Here is a 21,303-nt window from a genome sequence, read left to right as displayed (position 1 = left end):
TTGTACGGAGAGAGATTAATAAATATTATGATAATTTAGTTTCATAGTTAAGTCATCTTAACTAGCAGTGATTAGCAACGTATTGACTATGTCTTGGTTGTTCTTAGCTCCTCTGGGAATTGCAGTAACTGCATTTTTCATCTACGAAAGATCCTGCGATGAAATCGCTATTCTATCAGCGGTTGCAGCAATCACAGGGGCACTTCTTAGCCTAATTTTTGCGCCCTGGCAATTGCAATTAGCTGCATTGATCCTGGGTTTGGCTCTTAGCCAACGCTTACTAAAAGCAGAACGATACTACTCTAATTCCCGCTCTCAGGTAGATCCGATGATGCCGATGATGTACAACGGGCTAGATCGACAAAAGCCATCCAGATAACTGCTGGGTTCGCTAATCTGGGTTTGCTGATATGAGCGCGATCGCACTCTCCCAAGGTACGCTTTGATCTTGCAAGCAGCGTTGAAATAGCGTTCTGACCCACTCTATCTCTAATGTAGAGAGATAATGGCTGAGATGGTGGGCGTAGGTGGGCGCATCGGGGGCGATCGCAAACCACCGCTCGACTAAAGCAGGCGAGATATACATTTCTGCAACTGTCTGAACTGTCTCAATTTGCGCGTGACATCCCGCTTGCTCAAACACCCGTTGTAGATCGGTGCTGTCCCAATTCATCCGGGGATCGCTGGAGTCTTTGTAGATAGCTTCTTCTGCTAGAATTAAGCGTTGATACAAGTCAGGTTCAACTTTGGCAGCATCTATTAATCGATATAGCCGCTGGCTGTGGCGCGGAACGGTTTCAGCTAAGGTGATTTTGCCTCCGGATTGTAAGAAAGGTATCCAGGTGCGGACCAGCCCAGATTTATCTACTGCCGACATTAAAATGTTGCGGCCCAGAATGTGATTGAACCGAATCTCCGGTGCCTGAGCAGTTAACAAAGCTGACAGTTGTTGCACAGTGCCTTGCAGCATAGTTGGTCGCAGCAACTCTGGTAAAGCCTGAGCTTGAGTTTGGAGTCGTTCCACATCGGTTGCAGTGGGTACCTGCACATAAACGCCGCCTTCTGGAACTCGGCGCAGAGCTTCCCAAGTGAGTAAACCACTGCCGCCATTCAGTTCCAGAATCATATGATGCCGCTGGGGTTGAGCTAGGGCAAAAAGGCGATCGCGAACCTGAGCCAAGCGTTCTCCAGTTTGAGAAAGAGTTCGTTGCAGCCAACGTTCTTGGGCTTTATTGGTAGGGCTGTAGGTAAGAATTTCTGGAGCCGTTACATCTAAGCCTTCGGCGATCGCAGCCAGTTGGGCTTCTCGGCGACGTTCTACTTGGGTGCGAATTGCAGCCTCAAATCCTTGCTCCGAAGGTTGATAAAACACCTGACCTTGCAAAGCCGCAGGTAAATATTGCTGTGCCACCCAATGATCGCGGTAGGCATGAGGGTAAAGATAGTTCGCTCCATGCCCAAAACTGTGTTTATCTCGATTGGCATCCTTAAGATGAGCAGGCACATCGGCTTCGCGTTCTCGCTCCACAGCAGCTAAGGCATCAAAAAAGCCCATCACACTGTTAGATTTCGGTGCAGTAGCTAAATACAGAGCGGCTTGAGCTAGGGGGTAACGACCTTCGGGCATGCCCACGCGATCGAATGTGGCAGCGCAAGCATTGACTCTGGCGACAGCTTCTGGATCTGCGAGTCCTACGTCTTCGCTGGCTAAAATCAACATCCGGCGAAAGATAAATCGGGGGTCTTCTCCGGCGTAAACCATCCGAGCTAACCAATACAATGCCGCGTCCGGATCACTACCCCGCAGACTTTTGATGAAGGCGCTGATGATATCAAAGTGGGCGTCTCCCTCTTTGTCATACAAGACCGCTCGCTGCTGAATCGACTCTTCGGCAACGGCAAGACTAATGTGAATGGTGCCTGTGCGATCGGGTGCGGTGGTTTCAACGGCTAGCTCCAAAGCGTTGAGGAGGCTACGAGCATCTCCGTTCGCTACATTGACAAGGTGGTCTAGTGCGTCTGGAGCGATTTGAACCGCGCGATCGCCATAACCTCGCTCTGGATCACTCAGCGCCTGCTGCACCACCTTAACTAAATCAGCCGCAGTCAAGGATTTGAGCTGAAAGATGCGAGAACGGCTGACCAGAGCTTTGTTGACTTCAAAGTAAGGATTCTCGGTCGTGGCTCCAATGAGAATCACGGTACCATTCTCTACCCACGGTAGCAGTGCATCTTGTTGGGACTTGTTGAAGCGGTGCACTTCATCCACAAACAAAATTGTGCGTTGTCCGTGGCGATCGCGTCGTTCCTGAGCGGTTTCTACCGCCGCCCGAATTTCTTTCACCCCTGCCAACACCGCATTAATCGAAATGAAGTGGCCTTGAGTGGTGTTGGCAATGACTCGCGCTAGTGTAGTTTTACCTGTGCCTGGTGGCCCAGCAAAAATCACAGAGGCGAGCTGATCGGCTTGGATGGCTCGTCGCAGCAATCGTCCAGGGCCAACAATATGCTCCTGCCCAACAAATTCATCTAAAGTGCGGGGACGCAAGCGATCGGCGAGAGGAGCAGCTATCGGGTTCAAAGTAGGTCTGAGTGGGAAGGAATTAGGGTCTCAAGCTAGGATAGCTCGCAGAACCCCCAAAATTGCTGGTGGTTCCGTCAGACAATCCTCAGGAGAGAACAGCATGAGCAACCTAGACAAAAAGCGACTGGATGTAGCCCTGGCGATCGCAGGTTATGCCGTGGGTAGCGGTGCAGCCGTGGCGATGCCCACTTTCGGTGGCGAACTGCCCAAACAAGTGGTGCTCAGCGCTTCCGACGTGCTGATGTACACCCGAATCTGGAAGATTTATTTTGAAGAGGATTTGTCCCAGAGCAACTTGATGGAAATGCTAACCCAGGTGGGACTGGTAACCGTGGCTGCGACTGGAGTTGCTTACATCGTAGCCAAAGGCAGTACCGCAATTTTGAAGGAATTTGCCAATTGGCTCGGCCCGCTTGGTTGGGGAGCCACTGCCGCGATCGCTGGATCTCTAGCCGCTTTATCTGGTGCAGCTTGGGCACTCTATTGCGACTACTTGTATGCAGAACGCAATCCCCAACCCACAACTTGGACTGAAACTACTTCGAGTTGATGGCAATGTTTTGAGGTGTCCAAGTAGGACCAGGACAGCGTGGCCCCTCTGGGGTGCAGTGGAGGGGGTCAATGCACATCCGTCGAGCTTCCATGCCTGTATCCCAAGCGTGATAAACGATGTACTCAGTTTTTCCGTCTGGGCCTACCGTGATCGAATTATGACCAGGGCCGAGGACGTAACCCGGATGCGATCGCAAAACCCTTGGGCCTGCTTCGTTTCCTGCATCTAAGTACGGCCCCATCACATGCTCTGCGACTCCATAATCCACCCCGTAGCTATCCGTTTCCCACCGTCCACCACTATAAAAGCAGTAGTAGCGATCGCCATACTTACGCACAGAAGGGCCTTCTAAAGTATGCCAATCATAGACACCACCATACATCGGGCGATCGGCGAGAAATCTTTGCCAATCGGATCGGGCTCGCAGGACAACTTTGCCCTCACCTGCCAGTTTGGTCATGCTCTCCAAGCGATCGACCATCAAGGCTGTGCCCGCCCGAACGTTCTCGCTAGTGTCTAAAAAATCTTGAGCATAGAATAAGTACCACTGCCCATCATCATCACAGAAGGCGTGGGGGTCGATCGCAAATGGGCAGGACTGCGGATCTAACAAAGGTTCGCCTACGTCCTGGTATGGTCCTACGGGATCTGAACTGGTGGCAACCCGTAACTGGTGGTTTTTATCTTCATGCCCCACTGAGTAATAGAGATAGAAGGTGCCATCGGAATAAGCGATCTCTGGTGCCCAGAAGTTATCTCCTAAACTAGGGTCAGGCCGTACCAAAGCGTTCTGGACAAATTCCCAATCGATCAAGTTGTGGGAGCGCAACAGCGGAAAAACTCGTCTCTGCCCAGTTTCCTCTACCTCTCCGGCTGCTTCTGCTGGCCCAGTCCCGATCGCGTAGTAAATCCCTTGATGCTGCCACACATATGGATCAGCAAAATAATGAGGATAAACGGGATTGGTATAGGTTAAGGTCTCTCCATTTTCTTGGGAGCCTAACCCAGACTTTGCTTCAGATTGAGTCATCATCGCTCCTTACTCTGCAATCCATCCTCAGCACCAAGAAATCAGGCAGCAAAAAAATAGAGGATGGAACTTTGATCGTTAGCGATCGCCGTTCAATCATCCTCTATCTGGAGTAAGCTTCTCGTTGATTTTTTTCGCTTGCTGACCCCTCCTCAACCCCTCCCCGACGCGGAGAGGGGCTTTTCTACTCCTCCTTCCATTGTAGGGAAGGGGCTGGGGGGTTAGGTTTTAGTACTTGAAATTGATGTAGGTTTCGGTCTTGTTTTCTGGTAGCTGCTCTACCACATTGCAGCGCAACATCTCCTGGAGGTGCTGCGGCAGACTCTGGTAGTAGTCTTGCTGAACCGTCAAATCCATCACCGGAGTGTGTAACCAGTGCATCGCATAGCCCATCACGACCATTGGCCTGGGTTGAGCAGTGATGTTGGGCGAACCTCGGTGGATTGCCAAAGGCGATCGGATGATCACATCACCCAGTTGCATGGGGAAAGATTCGACGGGAATCTCACCTGCTGTAATCTTCACCAGCGCTTCTTCGCGAGGCATGACATGGGTACCGCGTGCCATTTGGAAGGGACCGTTGTCTTCCGTCACTTCGACTAGGGGAAAGTTAACCGCTAGAGCGTACAGGGGAGTGACAATCTGATCAGCGAAGAGAGGACGGAAATCCCGATGCAGTTCTTGGTATTCCGAGCCTTGAAAAGGTGTGTCTGCCCCTAATTGCACTAGGCGGTATTCCTGGAAGAAGACCCGATCCAGCACACCTAAAATTGTGGGATTGGCAAACACTTCCGTATTGGCGAAAGGCTGCACCCAAGGCAAAGTCAAATAGTAACGATTTTTCTCGCGGGGGGCCAGTCCACCGGGGCGCTGTTGACGCTCCCGAAAGAGGGCATCAAACCCTGCTGCCCACTCTTGGATCAACTCGCGATCGAAGAGTTCAGGAATGACACAAATTCCATCTCGATTTAGCACCTCGGCAAATCGATCTAAATCCGCCGCTGTGAATTTGCTAATACCAGTGGCATTGATACTTTGAACCATTTTGCTGTCCTTCCTTCGGCAGAATGTGGGAGTTGAGGGGGGCTCTCGACAGTAAACTGGACAGGCGATCGCGTGATGTTTTTATCGAGAGTAAAATGTGTCGAGCTTTACACTTCTATTCTGCCCTGAGGAAGAGGTAGGATAACAGCAAAATGGTACTTAGAGATGATTATGATTTGTGAAGAATTAGGCTGGGTTAGCGCAGTTGCAACCACTCTTTGATCACCTTGAGCACGGCTGTTCAAATATCCGCTTAAACTCAGCCTAAAGAGACGAGCGGCAAACGCTATCCTAGAGCTAGGGTTGAGGGGCTAGCGGCAGCAACAAGGGAGGAGCGTGTGGATCAGCTCTTGAATTTCAACACTTTAATCGAACTTTTATTAGGCGTAAGTTTGAGTGCGGCTTCAGGCTTTCGAGTCTTTGTGCCGCTCTTGACGCTCAGTGCTGCCGCTGTGCTGGGTCATACTAACTTACCCACTGATTTTGACTGGATTGAAAGCCCACAAGCTTTAGCCGTGTTTGCGATCGCTTCAGTCCTAGAAGTAGGTGGCTACTACATCCCCTGGTTCGATCATGCTCTGGATGTGGTGGCAACCCCAGCAGCGATTTTAGCGGGCACCGTTGTCACAGCTTCGTTGGCTCCTGATCTCAACCCCGTGGCGCAATGGACGCTGGCTTTAGTAGCGGGAGGGGGAGCGGCTGGCATCACCAAAAGCTTGACGAATCTATTACGAGCCACCTCAACGGCAACTTCTGGCGGTTTAGCAAATCCCATCGTGGCGACGGTGGAATTAGTGGTGGCGATCGCGCTCTCGATTTTAGCGATCACCTTGCCAGTGGTTGCCATTATCGTGGTTATCACGTTTTTGGGACTGGCGATCGCCAAATTGTGGCGCTTCTTCTCCCGTTTTCGCTTGCCACAACGCATCCCAGAAAATTTGTCTTAATTCAGGGAGTCTTGACAGCAGGAGTCGCGATCGCGATAGAACATGGTTGCAGCAGTCATTGTTTTTCTCGTGATCGGCCTAATTGTAGCTGGGATTTTTGCTAGTCCGCTCTTAGTGAAGCAACGTCGCGATCGCCTTAAGCAACGCCCATTTCCACCCCTTTGGGATGCGGTAGTAGAGAATTATCTACCTATTTATCCCCGTCTCTCTGCGAGTGAAAGGAGACGGTTACAGGGACATATCCAAGTCTTTCTGAAAGAGAAGCAATTTATTGGCTGTGCAGGATTGCAAGTCACAGAGGAAATGAGACTGGCGATCGCGGCAGTGGCTTGTTTGCTGTTGTTGAATGAGCGAGGCACCTACTTTCTCAAGTTGCGATCGATTTTGGTATATCCTGGCACTTACTTTGTAGAGGAGACGGCGATCGCGGGTAACTATGTAGTGGAGGAAAGACGGGTAGCACGATTGGGAGAGTCATGGAGCCGTGACCAGGTGGTGCTGTCCTGGGAGCAGGTGCAGCGGGATGCGGGTAGTTGGCGAGATGGACATAATGTGGTGCTGCATGAGTTTGCTCACCAGTTAGATCAAGAGGATGGTAACGCGGAGGGAGTGCCATTTTTGCCCAAAGAGCTAGATTATGCAGTTTGGGCACAGGTAATGACGCAGGAGTATCAACAACTCTGCCAAGATGTGCAACGAGGAGCCAAAACGGTGATGGATAGCTACGGCACCCTGAACCCCGCTGAGTTTTTTGCCGTGGCAACCGAAACGTTTTTTGAAAAGCCGCAGCAATTATCGAGGAAGCATCCTACCCTTTATGAGCAGCTACAACGCTACTATCAACTTGATCCGGTGAAATTGGTTTAACTCGGGCTACAAGAGGGCGATCGCTTTGTTACCTCAAGAGCTCGATAAGGGCACCTTAGGAAAGTTAGCGGCACAAACACTTAGCTCCGGAGATATATGAACTCCATAAGTTCCTTAAAAACTCTTCTGCTTATGGTAAAGGAAATTGTGGAGGTAGGAGGAGAGGTTGTAGAGGTAGGCAGGCGTATCTGGGAGCAATTCGACAAAAGCTATACGTCAGATTACCATGACGAGAATTCTACTACCCTATCTAAGACATTACATAGGATGCATACTGGCTCCTCACCTAGAATTGTGTTGGTCGGCATGACCTCTGCTGGCAAATCTAGCTTGATTAATGCCCTTTTTGGTGAATCGATTGCAGAAGTAAAAAGAACGGCAGATACAACAGATTGCATAATCGAAGCAAAATTCCCAAGCAGCTTGGTTATCTATGATACACCTGGTCTTGGAGGCAACGAGGAGTTGGGATATGAAAACATCACACGCTTGTTTTTACGACTGCCACAAGAAGAGGATGTTAAAATACATGGTCATGTGAGGTATCAAGCCAAACCTGCTGAGATTCTTGAGTTGAGTATCGAACAAATCAGTCAGTTTCCTACACCAGATGCCATTATTTTCGTGGTAGATATTTCAAGAACCTTAAACAGATTTGAAAGAAAGGCTTTCAAGGCTTTATATCTAGAGCTTCAAAATAAATTTGCCAATCGGGTTGTTGTTGCTGGCACTCATTTAGATGAATTAAGACAACTTCCCAAAGAAGAGATTAATGGACAAATCAGTAGCTACAACAATATTTTCGACGAACAAGTTATACCTGTTTCCTCCCTGTCTGGAGAGGGACTTTCGGAATTAGTGCTTACTCTATTTCGCACCATACCTGAGAAGGTCTCTCCTGCAAAATTACAGGAATCTTTGGTAACAGCAAGAAAGTTAAGCAGATTATCTTTTGTAATTGCCGAAGTTAGCAATATTCTTGCTGATATTATCCTCTTAAAAGGTAATAGAACTGAAGAGATCAAAGCAGGATATTTAGGAATATTCGCACTGGTTTGCAACCACTATTCAGTAGATGAAGAGATTTGGCTGAAGTGTAATGGTAATGCATTAAAGATTGGAGAAGAAGCTAAAGATGCTGGAACCCGACGCTTTAAATCTCGGCGTAATCCTAAAGATCTCTTCGAGTGGCTAATGTCAATTTTTGGAGGAGGAATATATATAGAAGAAGTCGAGTATAAATCTTTGGGTTCAGCAGGCTTAAGAACGCTTCTGCCAGGAATATATAAACTATTGTATGAATTGAGTGAGGTTTCTAGCGTGGAATTTTCAGAAATTGAAGTTAGAGAGCAAGTTAATCATAAAGCTGATGAGATTGAGAAGCTAGTACAACACAATAAATTTGAAGAGTTAAGCTCTCAGGTCTCATTGTTATTAGAGGGGCTTTTTCCTGGCGTTATTTGACCTGAAAGAAACACGAGGCTGTTCTCAAATATTCACAGTCAGGAAGGAGGTTGCTTGTAGGGCAGGTGTTGTCATCCCCGGTAAAATAAGCTTTTAAGCTCTCTAAAAGCTAACAGTCAGTCATGACTCAATTCTTCTACTGCCCCTATTTAGAGAATGATATTGAATTAACAGACAAGAGGGGGCAGCACATCATTCAGGTACACCCAGGTACATTACCTGAGTATCTGGAGCAGTTGAGCCTCGCGATCGCAGATCCGGATCAGATTCGGCAAAGTGAGCGAGATGAAAATGCTCTACTGTTCTCTAAATGGTTTGATACGATCCAGACAGGAAGACACTTCGTTGTGGTTACTGTTACAGATGCAAGTTCCGCAAGACATTGGATTGTGACAGCCTATACTGCTCGTAAGCTGACTGGAGGCCAGGTGATATGGAAGAAAAGCTAACCTTTCGATACGATCGCATGGGAGACATTCTATATATCGACAAATGTCAGCCATACGCCGAGCAAGAATCTGAAGAGATTGGTGACGAAATCATTGCTCGGCTCAATCCAAGCTCTAATGAAATTGAAAATTTGGAAATTCTATTTTTCTCAAAACGTCTATTAAGCAATAGTTTGTTTGAGTTGCCTATCATCGCTGATTTGCGGCTTGTGAGTTAATAGTTACTCAGTACTTAAACCGATGATCGCTCTCTGAATCACTCATTCACTGCTTTCAAGGGGAACTCTAGCAGGTGTAGGTTTAGCAATTCACCTCAGAAATCCCCTTGTGAAATACGATCCGAATAAACATCACCGTCGTTCTACTCGCTTAAAAGCATACGACTACACTGCACTAGGCGCTTATTTCATCACCATTTGCACCCATCAGCGAGAATGCTTGTTTGGAGAAATTATCAACGGTTCCACGCAATTGAATTCAACGGGTTCAACTATTCATGCCTGTTGGTTGGCTTTGCCTCGCTATTTTCAACAATTAACGCTGGATAGGTTTGTCATCATGCCCAACCATTTACATGGCATCCTTTGGTTGGGTAACAACACGGGTAGGGGCGAAGCATTCGGACAAAGTATCCCGGATAATCGTTCAAACTTATCTCCGAATGCTTCGCCCCTACAACCTTGCGGCACACAGTCGGGCTCGATTGGGGCAATGATTCAAACCTTTAAATCTGTCTCAACTCGCAGGCTAAATCAGCTACAAGGTGCAACAGGTAAAACGGTGTGGCAGCGCAATTACCATGACCACATCATTCGCAATGAGACATCCTTACAGTACATTCGGCAGTATATCGACAACAATCCGCTGTCTTGGCAGCAAGACCAATTGCATCCCGACAATCCAGCCAAATGGTAGGGCGATCGCAACTGGAGGGCAATGCTAAAGCAGGGCGATCGCTGAAAAGGTTTAGACTGAGGCTATTGATCGACATGCCACATCAGGGAGCCATAAGACAGGGGTATGAATCAGCATCCCTCCGACCCGTCCAATTCTCATCTCAATGACAATAATGGCTCAGGCCAGAAAATGCCTCCGCCAACACCTATTCCACCTATTCCTCCATCACCAGAAGTAGAAGTAGAACCAGAAGTGGAACAGGCCAAGCAAGAAAGGCTGCAAGCTACCCAACAAAGCTTTAAGCGCTTCTACCTGATCTTGCTAGCCATTGGTCTATCCATTGGAGCCGTTTTAGCAGTTGGAGTAGCGATTCTGCTCGATCGCTTTGGCTTATCTGACCCTCCTGCCCGATGCGATCGCGGTTCGCTAGGGTGCTTTCAGAGAACACCGCCTAAAACAATCGAGTACGACTATAGGTTTGGAGATAATGCTGCCCCCTGAGTAGTGCGGTGCAGAATGTTAAGGGCAACGGCCTCTGCCACTTTGATGCCGTCAATACCTGCCGAAAGAATCCCTCCGGCGTATCCCGCTCCTTCACCCGCCGGATAAAGTCCTGCTGTATTAAGGCTCTGATAGTCTGTGTTGCGTTTAATTCGAATTGGGGAAGATGTACGGGTTTCTACCCCGGTCAATACAGCGTCGTGCATGGCGAACCCTTTGATCTGGTTGTCAAAGGCAGGCAAAGCCTCGCGGATAGCAGCGATCGCATAGTCGGGCAAGCTAGAGCTGAGATCGCAGAGATGCACCCCTGGTCGATAAGAAGGCTTGACGCTACCGAGGGTAGTAGAAGGCTGCTGAGCCAAGAAATCGCCCACTAACTGCCCCGGAGCTTCATAGGTGCGACCGCCCAACTCAAAAGCCCGCTCCTCTAATTGACGCTGAAGCTCCATTCCTGCTAAAGGACTGCCCGGATAATCTTCTGGTGTAATGCCCACCACAATACCGCTGTTCGCATTTTTGCCGCTGCGCTCATACTGGCTCATGCCATTCGTGACGACCCGCCCCACCTCTGAGGTTGCTGCCACCACTTGCCCGCCTGGACACATACAGAAACTATAGACCGATCGCCCATTCGAGCAATGATGCACTAGCTGATAATCGGCTGCACCCAAAACCGGATGACCCGCCTGCGATCCCAGTCGGCACTGATCGATCACAGATTGGGGATGCTCAACCCGGAATCCGATCGAAAAAGGCTTGGGTTCGATGTAGACGCCTTGCTGATGCAGCATCTCAAAGGTGTCGCGGGCGCTATGCCCAACAGCCAAGATGATATGTTCGCTGGGGATATACTCTCCGGTCGCTAGAACCACACCCCGCACTTGCCGATTCTCACCATGCTCTTCGATCTCAATCGTTTGTACCCGACTTTCAAAGCGAAATTCACCGCCCAGTGATTCGATCGTGCGGCGCATATTCTCGACAATCTTCACCAGTCGGTAGGTGCCAATATGAGGTTTGTTGACATAGAGAATTTCTGGAGCAGCACCCGCATTCACGAGTTCTTCGAGAACTTTGCGCCCATGATGATTGGCGTCTTTAACTCGGCTGTAGAGCTTGCCATCGGAAAAAGTGCCCGCACCCCCTTCGCCAAATTGCGCGTTCGATTCAGGGTTGAATTTGCGCTTGCTCCAGAAGCCAAAGGTATCTACAGAGCGATCGTGGACTGGCTTCCCTCGTTCTAGAATTAGTGGGCGGAACCCCATCTGCGCCAACAACAACCCCGCAAAGATGCCACAGGGGCCTGCACCAATCACGATCGGTCGATTTGCCGATGAGACTGCTGTGTCAAGAGCCTGAGCCACATACCGATAGCTCGTATCAGGCGTGGGCACAACATGCGGATCTTTTCTGAATCGCTGGAGCAGCCGTTTCTCCTGAGTAGTTTCTACGTCCAAAATATAGACAAAAATAACCTCTGCTTTTTTACGAGCATCATAGCTGCGCTTGAAGATGGAATAGCTAATTAGCTCGGCAGGTGTAATTTGCAGCTTTTTGAGAATAGCGGCCTGAAGTGCCTCTTCAGGATGATCAAGCGGTAGTTTTACTTCGGTGAGTCGGAGCATGATCGATGTTGGGTGTAGCTACGAGCGTTCTTCCAGCCTGGATGTGATGTTTAGTCCAGAGCTTTTCTAGTCCAGATCTCTAGTACAGCTCATATTTCATTAATTGGCAGGGCAGCGTTCCATTGTACACCGCGATTCGCTGGCTTGATTTCAACCCAATTGACTGAGCCAGCTCCTTATTACCACTCAAGATAAAAGCAGTCCAGCCTTTAAAGCGTTGTTTCAAAACATCACCGAGCTGTTTGTAAAATGCGCCTAGATCGGTGTCTCGGCCCAATCGTTCGCCATAGGGAGGATTGCAGAATACAACCCCGCTGTCGGTCGGTGCGACCACCTCGGAAAGATCCATCTCCGAAAACCAGATCTGGTCCAATACGCCACAAGTTTGGGCATTGGCGATCGCCTGCTCAATTACCTTAGCATCGCGATCGCTACCCCAAATTGGTGCGGGCAGTGTATCCCGCTGACTAGATTCCGCCTCTTGAATCAAGCCTTCTAAAAGATTGAGATCAAAGTCCAACCAAGTTTCAAACCCAAATCGTTCCCGAAACAGTCCTGGGGCAATATTGAGCGATTTCAGGCAGGCTTCTAGGGGTAAGGTGCCAGAGCCACAGAGCGGGTCATAAAACATTTGCTCCGGTTGCCAACCAGAAAGCTGAATCAAGGCTGCTGCTAGAGATTCTTTCAGGGGGGCGGCTCCAACCGCAGGACGATAGCCTCGGCGGTGCAAGCTGTTTCCAGAACTGTCCAGGCTGACTGTGCAACCCTCGCGATCGAGATGAATATTAATTTGCAAATCGGGTTCTTGCAGCTCGACATTGGAGCGATCGCCAAACTGCTCTTGCTGCTGGTCTACAATGGCCTTTTTAACCTGAAGCGCCGTGAAGTGGGTGTGGTTGAGCTGCTCGGTTTTGCCCGTCGCGTTCACTGCCAAGGTTAAATCTGGTGTCAGATACTCGGACCAATCAATGGTCTGAATTCCGCGATAAAGATCTTCGGCACTCTGGCAAGGAAATTGGTGCAGCTTCATGAGAATGCGGAACGGCAACCTTGCCCACAGGTTAACGCGATAAAGCAGGGTGCGATCGCCCTCGAAAGCCGCCCCACAAAACCCCGGTTTAACAGAATGTGCCCCTAGCTGCTCTAATTCCTGAACGACAAGCGGTTCTAAACCGTTCGCCACCGTCGCAAAATACTGATTCATAACTCGCTTAGCCCGCGTCTAAAATGTATCGCCCCCCCGCAATGGGAAAGTAACATCTTCATATCATGACCAATATTTCAGATTGAGTAATACTACAGGTCAAGGGATTTGAGTTCCAATCCTCTCCCAGCCCGAAGGCCAGGAGCTACCTTACGGCAGAAGCAAAACTTCCTCCATTGCTTGTACAGTTCCAATCCTCTCCCAGCCCGAAGGCCAGGAGCTACGCGCTTACTAGTCCGCGCGATCGCGTCTCAGAAATCATTAATAACCTCTAATGAATTTCAAAGATTGGCTAACAAAACAAAGACAACTTTATCCCAACCCAACCTTACCTGACGACACTTATTTTCTAGCAGCCATCACCTCAAGAGTATTGAATTAGTCAAGAGGCTAGCTTCAGTACCTAGCTGAGTTTTCCAAACGAGCCTTTATGGAAATATTAGGACGGTATAAAGTCTCGATCTTCGCCTATTCTTCTGAAGAATTGCGACAAAAATGGGACTGTGAGCGAACCGCTGAGACGCAGAGGAAAGAACACGGAGAGAGGAAGTTCACAAATCATTTATACTAACTATAGCTCCCAAGCTTTCAAAACAAGCCCTAAGATTGGCAGCGCGTATTTAGATTTCTAGCCACAAGGCATTGTAGGATTGGACTTAATATTTTGCCAAATTTTATAGGCTCTTCCAGCACAAACTAATGTTCCTGTTTTTGAGTTACAAATAGCTGCTACAGTTGCATACTTGATTCCAAACCAAGTATAAGAATCTGTGTATACTACTGGCTGTTGTTTACCATAAGCAATTTCCTGTATTTTGTCACGAACTATAACTTTTGTAGTCAATAAGCTTTCAATAGAATTTTCTGAAATTATTTGATAGGCAGCGTCTTGACCACAGTTAATATCTTCTTTGGAAATGTTCTTCGCATCAGAGAGAAAGACTTTAGGAATTGCTATCCCTAATGCAGTAGCAGCAGATATAAAAAGTAAAACAACAACGGCAACCTTCTTCAGCTTAAAATTCTGATTCATGTTTTTATGATTTAGGTAATTAGCCAACTTTAAAAAGGCACTTTTTCTACAAAAATGTGTCAAAGAAAAGTGCCTTTTTAAAGGTTAAATCTCAATATTATTTAGCAACCATGTTGTTGTCTTCTAACTGCCAAAAGGCACCTGGTACATAATCCATACGGGGATTTGAAATTAGATATTGTTAGTTTTATAGTTTCGTATAGCTGTAATGGCATCCGATGTGAATCGGAACCTAGCTTTAGGAGAAACATTAAGAGAACCATCAGTCGCTACATATTCATACATGGAAGTATTGCCGTAATCAGGAGCAAAACTTGCTGATTGGGCACCCCAAGATAAAGAAGAACTCCAAGTATTAGCAGAAGCATTACTTGAATAACTTAACAACAAACCCAGTATAGCAATTGAGATTGATAAAGACTTTTTCATTTGTAAAATATTCCTTTGTTGTCAAAATAATTACTTACTTACGCTAAGTTCCTTAAAGAAAATGCTTATCCTCCTAAGGAAGGAAGATAAAGTTATACATTTAGTGCTAAGCAGTATGAATTAAATGACCGAATCAAAAAAAGCTTCATAAAATTTAATTTCACTGGCTTGGGGGCTATAAATGGCTTTGGGTAGCACTTCTAATTTTAGGAAGATGCTAGAAGCAAACTCTCGATTAGTATCTCCAATAATTTCTAAGGCTCTTTCAGTAAGCTTTCCTTCACCCCGTGCCAGGTTTGTTGCCAAAATTAGCAATAAGTTGGATAATTTTCGCCTTTATTGACATGATGCGATCGCCCCCTCAATAACTTTCCTGAAGCAATTAGCGCTACCCTGTAAGGGATGGCATAACATGACGTAGCTTTCAATCAAACCCTTATGAGATTGGTTTTAGGTTTGTCCCACCTCGCCCTAATTGGTTTTGGTTTAGCGATCGCCCCCGCAATTTTTCTGGCCCAAGCTGCCACCGCTCAGCCTCAGGGGATGCAGGGTAGCTACGTTGGCGTTACAGTCGATAGCAGCAAAACCAACGAAATGCTGCAATCCTTTATGGAACCAGGAACTTGGGATGGTAGCCCCACTTGGTCACCAGCGGAATTGTGGCAAGAACCTACCAATAACTCCAGCGTCACGGTAGAAAATCAATTTCAAGGCCGTTTAGATTTGCCCAATAGCAAAATTTCAGCGCGAGGGGCTGTCTTTTTGGTTGATAAAGAAGTCAAGGCCGTCATGCCAATGCTCTCTTATGACCTTGCTGTAAGCGGCAACACCAACATTTATGCAGGAGCAGGATATACTTTTGTCAAAACGCCAGAACAATCCACACCTCTAGGCGATCGCGATGGGGTAGTACTAACCACAGGGGTAGAAGCAGCAGTGAGTGAGGGCGTTGTGATCTACGGAGATGCCAAACTGAGGCTCAATCGCGATCGCGCTGACACCAATCCTCCAGTCAGAGTTCAAGTTGGCGCAGGTTATCGCTTTTAGCAGGGAAGGGGAGCACGATCAAAGCCCCTCGCCTTGCAGGAGAGGGGTTTGGGGAGAGGTTTGCCAGTTAGCTAGAAAGTGCTAAATCTGCTTGCAAAAAGTCGATAAACTGCCGAGCGGTACGACCAGAGCGACCATTGTGGCGCGTAGCCCATTGCAACGCCTGAAATTCCAGCTCTTCCCGGCTGATAGCGATTCCTGCTTGAGTGGCTAGATGTCGCACCATCTGCAAATACATATCCTGGTTAGCAGGCTCAAACGTTAAAGTCAGGCCGAAGCGATCGCTAAAAGATAACTTCTCCTGTACTGTATCCCAATTATGGATTTCGTCACTATCCTTGGGTCGGGGGCGATCGGCAAAGAACTCGCGAACTAGATGTCGTCGGTTGGACGTGGCATAGACAACTACATTCTGAGGTCTAGCCGTTAAATTGCCTTCCAGCACTACCTTTAACGATTTGAAAGCATCATCATCTTCCTCAAACGATAAATCGTCCACAAAGATAATAAATTTTTGGGGTAACTCCCGGAGTTGCTCCACAATCACAGACAAATCTTTTAGGTCAGACTTGGCGACTTCAATCAAGCGCAACCCTAAGTCGCGGTACTCATTGAGTAATGCTTTCACCAGCGACGACTTGCCAGAACCACGGCTACCGTAGAGCAACACATGTAGGGCTGGGTAACCAGATAGCAGAAAGGCTGTATTTTTCATTAGAGCCTCTCGTGCCGACTCATAGCCCACCAAGTCTTTGAGCTGAATTGGATCAGGATGGGCAATTCCCACTAGTTTTCCAGATTGCCATCGACAAGCGCAATATTCTGCAAAGAAGCCAGTGCCAAAACGTTGGTAATAGGCCACCAAATCTTCTAGAGCCTCTGACCAGTCATCCATCGTTTGGAGCTTAGTGATCAACAGTTGCTCCTGCATGGTTTCGTCGGTATGCAGCGCGATCGCGGGACTGAAGCAGGTCAAGTCATCTACCCAAGAAACTGGAGCCGCAGACAACTGGGCAATTAGTTGCACCCATTGGCTCAAACGATAGCTTGTGCAGCCATAGAGCGTTTGCAAGACCCGCAGGTCATGCCGAGCCGCTGTAACGAGAGCGGGGGGTAATTCGCTTAAGTTTGTTTGTTGTACGCGCCGCGAGAAGGGATTATCGGCCTTGAGGAGTTGCATCAGCAGATATTCTTGCCAGCCTTGATTGCTCGCCGCCAAAGCTTGAAACCAGCGCCCATAAGCTTGCACACAAGCCAGCCCATCTACATCTGTGTGACGTAGAGCTTGCAATAGTTCGACAAAGCACCGCCCTACTTCCTCCTCAAATAAAAACTGGTACAGCAGGAGGGACGCAGCTTGACGTTGAATAAATTGAACTGAAGCAACAGTTTGGGCATCCATGAATGAATCAGGTAGTTTACTTGAGGAATGCGCGATCGTCCGCTAATCTCTGGAACTAAGTGTACAAACTTCAGCCCTAATAGCAAGTGAATTGACCTTATGGAATCAGCTGTGATCAACCCAGGTATTTTGGCTGCGATCGCCTACGGAACTTTAGCTATTATCGGGGGAATTGTGGGCTATCTCCAAGTCCAAAGTAAGGCATCCCTCATCTCTGGCAGCATCAGTGGCTTACTTCTCATTAGTGCGGCGCTCCTACAACTACAAGGATACACTTGGGGCTTGCCTCTAGCCGCTGCTCTCACCGCCCTCCTCATCGTGGTTTTTGTCGGGCGCTGGACTAAAACTCGCAAGTTTATGCCCGCAGGTCTAATGATTGTTTTGGGCATAGGGGCTTTAGCAGTGATGCTGTATACCCTCAGGGGCCAATAAAAAACCTAGCTTCCAATAAGAAGCTAGGCACAGCAAGGAGAACTGATTGACCTGGACTAATTTAGCGATCGCTTACAGACAGACATAGCCGCCAGAGATGAACTTTAACGTGGTGCCTGCTGGGCAATCTTGTTGAGTGATGCTGCCCTCCAGTGAATTAGTACTGGTAGTCGATGTTGTCGTGGTAGGAGTCAAATTAGCCATTGGTGAAACATTCAAGAAGTATGGTAAGGGTTTACCACCGCTCGCTCCTACCGCAGGGATATTGAGCAAGCTATCTGTAGCATTGCCAGTGCCATCATTTGTGACAGACTGAGTACCACCAGGATGACCGTTAGGAACGAACAGTTGAGGATGATCAAACGGTGCCTTGCGGGTGCGAACTCGCTCATCCGTCAGCGCTTTCATGAAAGCGACCAAATCATCCTTTTCTGTTTCTGTTAGACCCAGATTCACGATATCGGGATCTAAGTCATTGATATTAGCTTCGTGGAAGTCTCCGCCTCGGTTATAGAATTCTACGACTTGACGTAGAGTGAGCTGACCTCCGTTATGGAAGTAAGGCCCAGTGAGTTCTACGTTACGCAGCGTTGGAGTTTTGAAGGCTCCATTCACGGCAACTCGCTCATTCGGGTTTAGCGGTGCCGCTTCAATGTTTTCTTCAGGGACACCTTCTAAAACAGGAGCAGGCGCACCTTGAGCTACTTCTTGCTGAGTGAGCTTGCTAAACGATAAGGGCTTGCCAAACGGATCGGTACCACCTACACCAACATCTTCTCCAGTAGGCCGTACAGCAATGTTGTAAAAGCCATTGTCATAGACAGCAACATTGTTGTCACCCATCCGCATGCGTTCGATTTTCTGGTTTTTGACGTTAGCGACAGAGGCATTGGTAAACTCTGGGCCACTATGACAGTTAATGCACTTTGCCTTACCCTGAAAGAGTTCTAAGCCGTGTTTCTGTTGGGCAGTCAGAGCGCTAGTGGTTCCGACAGCATATTTGTCAAAAGGAGTTTGGTCAGAGACTAAAGTCGCTTCATAAGCTTGGACTGCCAAGCCAAAGAAGAGGGGGAAGTTGTACTCCATTTGGGTAAATTGATTACTTGCCAAAGGAGTTCCAGGGTGAGGTTTTAAGACTGGATTATTGTTGGCATCAAACTCTACGATCGTATTGGTGTTGTTCCACCACACATCTTGAAAGACATTGCGAATCAAGGTGGCGTAGGTAGAGGTCTTGAGGCCAGGTAAAGGATAGCGGCTAGAAGACCCTAGAGCGCTGTCTGTAGAACTGACTTGCTGCTTAGAGAGTGGGCGCAGGGAGATCATTTTCCGGGCCAATTGAGCGAATCCGCGCTTTTGGAAGGACATCTCAAATCCGCTCAGCGGTGGGCCAACGGCTTGAGAAGCCAAGCTGGAATTCTTGATGCTGATTCTCACCCAATCTGCACCAGAGGCCGTGGTCTTGAGGACGCGGGCATTGGGATCGCGATCGCCAAATGGGTTTTGTCCATTGAATTCATGCTGCGCTCGACCATCCCAGAAGTTACGGAAATTAAAAACAGCATTGATGACAGTGGGGCTGTTACGAGGTTCTACCCGACGTACATTAATGCCCTGCACTTCAAAGGAATCGTTGTCTGTCTCAACGACACCTGCATCGGCTGATTTACGAGGCACCACCTCGGATAGGAACCCATTGAACGCTCCCTGAGAAGAGGCAACATCATTGGCATCGGCTAGTACCGTTGAGTTGCGGTCGTCGGGGTTTGCGAGTTTGTGAAAGGGAAAGTCACCAACTTGCAATTGGTAATTAGGTGCGCCACCAATTTGATAGGTTTTGTCCCCAGCAATTAACGCAGGATTGATTTGGTTTTTGGAACGGTTGTCTGCGCCAGCGCTGAAGTGACACGAAGCACAGGCTAACACGCCATCGCTCCCCACCTGCATATCCCAAAACAAGGACTTGCCTAGAGCGATCGCAGCTTTTTCGTTCTTGATGTACTCACTGATGTTAGGCGGCTTAGGAACTGGAACCGTGCTCAGCGAAACCAATGGTGGCAGCGAGTCAGAAACCGTTTGAGCCGATAAAGTAGATGAAACCGCCTGACCTGCAAAAATTGCTAGGGCAAATAGAACAGCAATTCGTAAGTGCTTAAATGGTTTCCCCCGAAATCTAGGCATCTTGGAAGTTAACCAAAGACAACTTCGCCAGACGGCTAGAAGGAAGTTAGAGATATTCCTTAGTCTAGTCATATTGTTGGATGTAGCAAAGAGTAGATACTTAGGTAATTTCGGTAGTATGAACTACTTCTAATTGAAGCGATACTTAGATTTATTTGCGAGGTTAGCTACGTAACTTTTACAAAAACTTTGCAGTTTACGATACCGCGTTACTTAGGTAATTCGCCTGTCTTTCCGGATATGACTGAGCCTAGGGGTTTCTAGGGTATATAAAGTTACTATTAATACCCATAGTTCCTAATTGTTAATTACCCCAGGCTCTGTTTATCATCAGGCGATCGCAACGTGAGCTTAATCCGAGAAATTAGGGAGTTTAAGCAGTTTGACCTGTGGCACTGTGTTTTTTGCCCTTGCGGATTGCTCTTGCACTGAGAGTGCCGAAGCCGAGCAGCGCTAAAATGGAAGCAGGTTCAGGCACAGCTTCGGGGATAGTTTCAGTACTTAATGAAACATGCAATGTGTACTTGCCCTCAATTTTGCCTGTTGTGATAGGAGGAATAAAGGTAACACCTAAGTAGTAAGTACCTGGATTACTTAGGTTAAACGTGAGGAAGGAATCACAAGAAAAGGTCGGTGAACAACTTGCTTGACTCCCTTTTGCTCCTAAGCTTGCTAAAGCATCGTCATTGGACGCTAGTAAAGTTAGATCTGGCCGGCGATCGAACAAAAAGAGCTGAGTGTCTAAGTCTCCAGTGGTGTGGTCGATATCAAAGAAACTAAAAGCCCGCTTGCCTTGGGGAACTGTGAATGAGTAGAAGTCAAATTCGTCCAGGCACTCATCTTGGGTAATGCATTCTGAAAAACCACTACCCCAAATAGAGGCGTGAGGAACTTCAAAAGAGTCCAAGATGTCTTCGTCCCAATCAAGCGAGAACAAAGAATCTAGGCTTTGGGCTTCTGTAGGGAAGTCATTGTTAGGTTCTTGTTCCAAGCCATAAGCGGCGATCGCAGGTCGTCCTACTAGTGGTAGGCTGACTGAAAAAAGCGCACCAAGCGTTGCAACCGTTCCGGTTTTCCAAAGTTTAGATACGAAGTTCATTGCTCTCACTGGGTAAATGTGATAATTGAGACCCCTAGTGAGATAGACAATTAAGGTATTAAAGTACCTTGCATCCAAGTACTGTTTGGCCCAAACCTTTTGTCTTGACTTTATTTTTCTGGGTATATCAAGGGAGTCTCAGTACATAAATTGACATAACATGTACTGAGACGGTAGAGAGCTTACGTACGCTTTATCAAAAAAATATACTAACAGTTTGATTTTTAAGTACCGATAAATACGTAGATTTTAAACAAATCCACGATTGTCTAATGGTTGTAGAGCTAGCTCTAAAAAGCTTGGGTAAATCTCTCTAAAGTTTTAATGAGCACATCAGGCAACACAGGGCCAGTGAGGAGCGGACTTTGTTAGGTGCTTTTAGGAACAGGCGTCTCAGGAACAGGGGAAAGTTTAAGTGATTCTAGATGTAGTGCAGAAGATGTATATTCCAGCGCTAAACTCGTACCAGCCTACGGCCCACGGATAAACTAGCAATCGCTACCATCCTGGCAGCT

The 21,303-nt window shown here is 47.8% G+C and carries 22 protein-coding genes; 11 read left to right on the top strand and 11 right to left on the bottom strand.

The window, feature by feature from the left end; genetic code table 11:
- The first annotated feature begins 88 nt into the window (after positions 1-88).
- A complete protein-coding gene (locus tag KME12_13735) occupies positions 89-379 on the top strand; it encodes a hypothetical protein (protein MBW4488842.1) in 291 nt (96 codons plus the stop codon).
- A gap of 12 nt (positions 380-391) precedes the next feature.
- On the opposite strand, the gene KME12_13730 is transcribed toward KME12_13735, so the two are convergent.
- Entirely contained in the window at positions 392-2,581 is a 2,190-nt protein-coding gene (locus KME12_13730) for an AAA family ATPase (GenBank protein MBW4488841.1), read from the bottom strand.
- A 103-nt stretch (positions 2,582-2,684) separates the two neighbouring features.
- On the opposite strand from KME12_13730, the gene KME12_13725 reads away from it, so the two are divergent.
- A complete protein-coding gene (locus tag KME12_13725; protein MBW4488840.1) occupies positions 2,685-3,134 on the top strand; it encodes a hypothetical protein in 450 nt (149 codons plus the stop codon).
- On the opposite strand, the gene KME12_13720 is transcribed toward KME12_13725, so the two are convergent.
- Together KME12_13720 and KME12_13715 are read right to left on the bottom strand one after the other, a co-directional pair.
- The gene (locus KME12_13720) at positions 3,121-4,170 is read right to left on the bottom strand and encodes a glycoside hydrolase family 43 protein (GenBank protein ID MBW4488839.1); all 1,050 of its coding nucleotides are present in this window, start codon (positions 4,168-4,170) and stop codon (positions 3,121-3,123) included. The genes KME12_13725 and KME12_13720 overlap by 14 nt on opposite strands.
- A gap of 225 nt (positions 4,171-4,395) precedes the next feature.
- Entirely contained in the window at positions 4,396-5,211 is an 816-nt protein-coding gene (locus tag KME12_13715) for a phytanoyl-CoA dioxygenase family protein (GenBank protein MBW4488838.1), read from the bottom strand.
- 350 nt (positions 5,212-5,561) lie between these two features.
- On the opposite strand from KME12_13715, the gene KME12_13710 reads away from it, so the two are divergent.
- The 7 genes from KME12_13710 to KME12_13680 all read left to right on the top strand — a co-directional run bounded on the left by KME12_13710 (position 5,562) and on the right by KME12_13680 (position 10,336).
- Positions 5,562-6,158, top strand: coding sequence for a DUF4126 domain-containing protein (locus KME12_13710; protein MBW4488837.1), 597 nt, complete (start codon positions 5,562-5,564; stop codon positions 6,156-6,158).
- Between the two features lie 42 nt (positions 6,159-6,200).
- Entirely contained in the window at positions 6,201-7,025 is an 825-nt protein-coding gene (locus KME12_13705) for a zinc-dependent peptidase (protein MBW4488836.1), read from the top strand.
- Positions 7,026-7,157: 132 nt separating this feature from the next.
- Complete coding sequence (locus KME12_13700; protein MBW4488835.1) at positions 7,158-8,489, top strand: GTPase domain-containing protein; 1,332 nt, start codon at positions 7,158-7,160, stop codon at positions 8,487-8,489.
- Positions 8,490-8,611: 122 nt separating this feature from the next.
- Complete coding sequence (locus tag KME12_13695) at positions 8,612-8,938, top strand: hypothetical protein (protein MBW4488834.1); 327 nt, start codon at positions 8,612-8,614, stop codon at positions 8,936-8,938.
- A complete protein-coding gene (locus tag KME12_13690) occupies positions 8,923-9,156 on the top strand; it encodes a DUF2283 domain-containing protein (GenBank protein MBW4488833.1) in 234 nt (77 codons plus the stop codon). Before KME12_13695 ends, KME12_13690 begins: the two co-directional genes overlap by 16 nt.
- Before the next feature lie 109 nt (positions 9,157-9,265).
- Complete coding sequence (locus tag KME12_13685) at positions 9,266-9,853, top strand: transposase (GenBank protein MBW4488832.1); 588 nt, start codon at positions 9,266-9,268, stop codon at positions 9,851-9,853.
- 105 nt (positions 9,854-9,958) lie between these two features.
- Positions 9,959-10,336: a hypothetical protein gene (locus KME12_13680; protein ID MBW4488831.1), complete on the top strand. Its 378-nt coding sequence runs from the start codon at positions 9,959-9,961 to the stop codon at positions 10,334-10,336.
- Here the strand turns inward: KME12_13680 and KME12_13675 are convergent.
- From KME12_13675 to KME12_13655, 5 genes are all read right to left on the bottom strand, one after another.
- Positions 10,306-11,961 (bottom strand): NAD(P)/FAD-dependent oxidoreductase, encoded by a 1,656-nt coding sequence (locus tag KME12_13675; GenBank protein ID MBW4488830.1) that lies wholly within the window; start codon positions 11,959-11,961, stop codon positions 10,306-10,308. The genes KME12_13680 and KME12_13675 overlap by 31 nt on opposite strands.
- Before the next feature lie 79 nt (positions 11,962-12,040).
- The gene (locus KME12_13670) at positions 12,041-13,165 is read right to left on the bottom strand and encodes an RNA methyltransferase (GenBank protein ID MBW4488829.1); all 1,125 of its coding nucleotides are present in this window, start codon (positions 13,163-13,165) and stop codon (positions 12,041-12,043) included.
- 628 nt (positions 13,166-13,793) lie between these two features.
- The gene (locus KME12_13665; GenBank protein ID MBW4488828.1) at positions 13,794-14,198 is read right to left on the bottom strand and encodes a hypothetical protein; all 405 of its coding nucleotides are present in this window, start codon (positions 14,196-14,198) and stop codon (positions 13,794-13,796) included.
- Between the two features lie 171 nt (positions 14,199-14,369).
- Positions 14,370-14,627: a hypothetical protein gene (locus tag KME12_13660; GenBank protein ID MBW4488827.1), complete on the bottom strand. Its 258-nt coding sequence runs from the start codon at positions 14,625-14,627 to the stop codon at positions 14,370-14,372.
- 120 nt (positions 14,628-14,747) lie between these two features.
- The gene (locus KME12_13655; GenBank protein ID MBW4488826.1) at positions 14,748-14,933 is read right to left on the bottom strand and encodes a hypothetical protein; all 186 of its coding nucleotides are present in this window, start codon (positions 14,931-14,933) and stop codon (positions 14,748-14,750) included.
- Positions 14,934-15,065: 132 nt separating this feature from the next.
- Between KME12_13655 and KME12_13650 the strand changes: the two genes are divergently transcribed.
- Complete coding sequence (locus KME12_13650; GenBank protein ID MBW4488825.1) at positions 15,066-15,674, top strand: porin family protein; 609 nt, start codon at positions 15,066-15,068, stop codon at positions 15,672-15,674.
- Between the two features lie 67 nt (positions 15,675-15,741).
- On the opposite strand, the gene KME12_13645 is transcribed toward KME12_13650, so the two are convergent.
- Positions 15,742-17,076 carry an ATP-binding protein gene (locus KME12_13645; GenBank protein MBW4488824.1) on the bottom strand — a complete coding sequence of 445 codons (1,335 nt, stop codon included), beginning with the start codon at positions 17,074-17,076 and terminating at the stop codon, positions 15,742-15,744.
- Positions 17,077-17,190: 114 nt separating this feature from the next.
- Between KME12_13645 and KME12_13640 the strand changes: the two genes are divergently transcribed.
- Positions 17,191-17,508 (top strand): hypothetical protein, encoded by a 318-nt coding sequence (locus tag KME12_13640; GenBank protein MBW4488823.1) that lies wholly within the window; start codon positions 17,191-17,193, stop codon positions 17,506-17,508.
- Between the two features lie 72 nt (positions 17,509-17,580).
- Here the strand turns inward: KME12_13640 and KME12_13635 are convergent, their stop codons facing one another.
- Together KME12_13635 and KME12_13630 are read right to left on the bottom strand one after the other, a co-directional pair.
- Entirely contained in the window at positions 17,581-19,761 is a 2,181-nt protein-coding gene (locus KME12_13635; GenBank protein MBW4488822.1) for a cytochrome C peroxidase, read from the bottom strand.
- 301 nt (positions 19,762-20,062) lie between these two features.
- Positions 20,063-20,788 (bottom strand): PPC domain-containing protein, encoded by a 726-nt coding sequence (locus KME12_13630; GenBank protein ID MBW4488821.1) that lies wholly within the window; start codon positions 20,786-20,788, stop codon positions 20,063-20,065.
- Between the last annotated feature and the right edge of the window lie 515 nt (positions 20,789-21,303).

Origin of the sequence: Trichocoleus desertorum ATA4-8-CV12 (assembly GCA_019358975.1) — a bacterium.
GTDB classification, from domain to species: Bacteria; Cyanobacteriota; Cyanobacteriia; order FACHB-46; family FACHB-46; genus Trichocoleus; species Trichocoleus desertorum_A.
The sequence above is the reverse complement of the archived record's forward strand: the minus strand, read 5'-3'. Positions and strand labels throughout refer to the sequence as shown.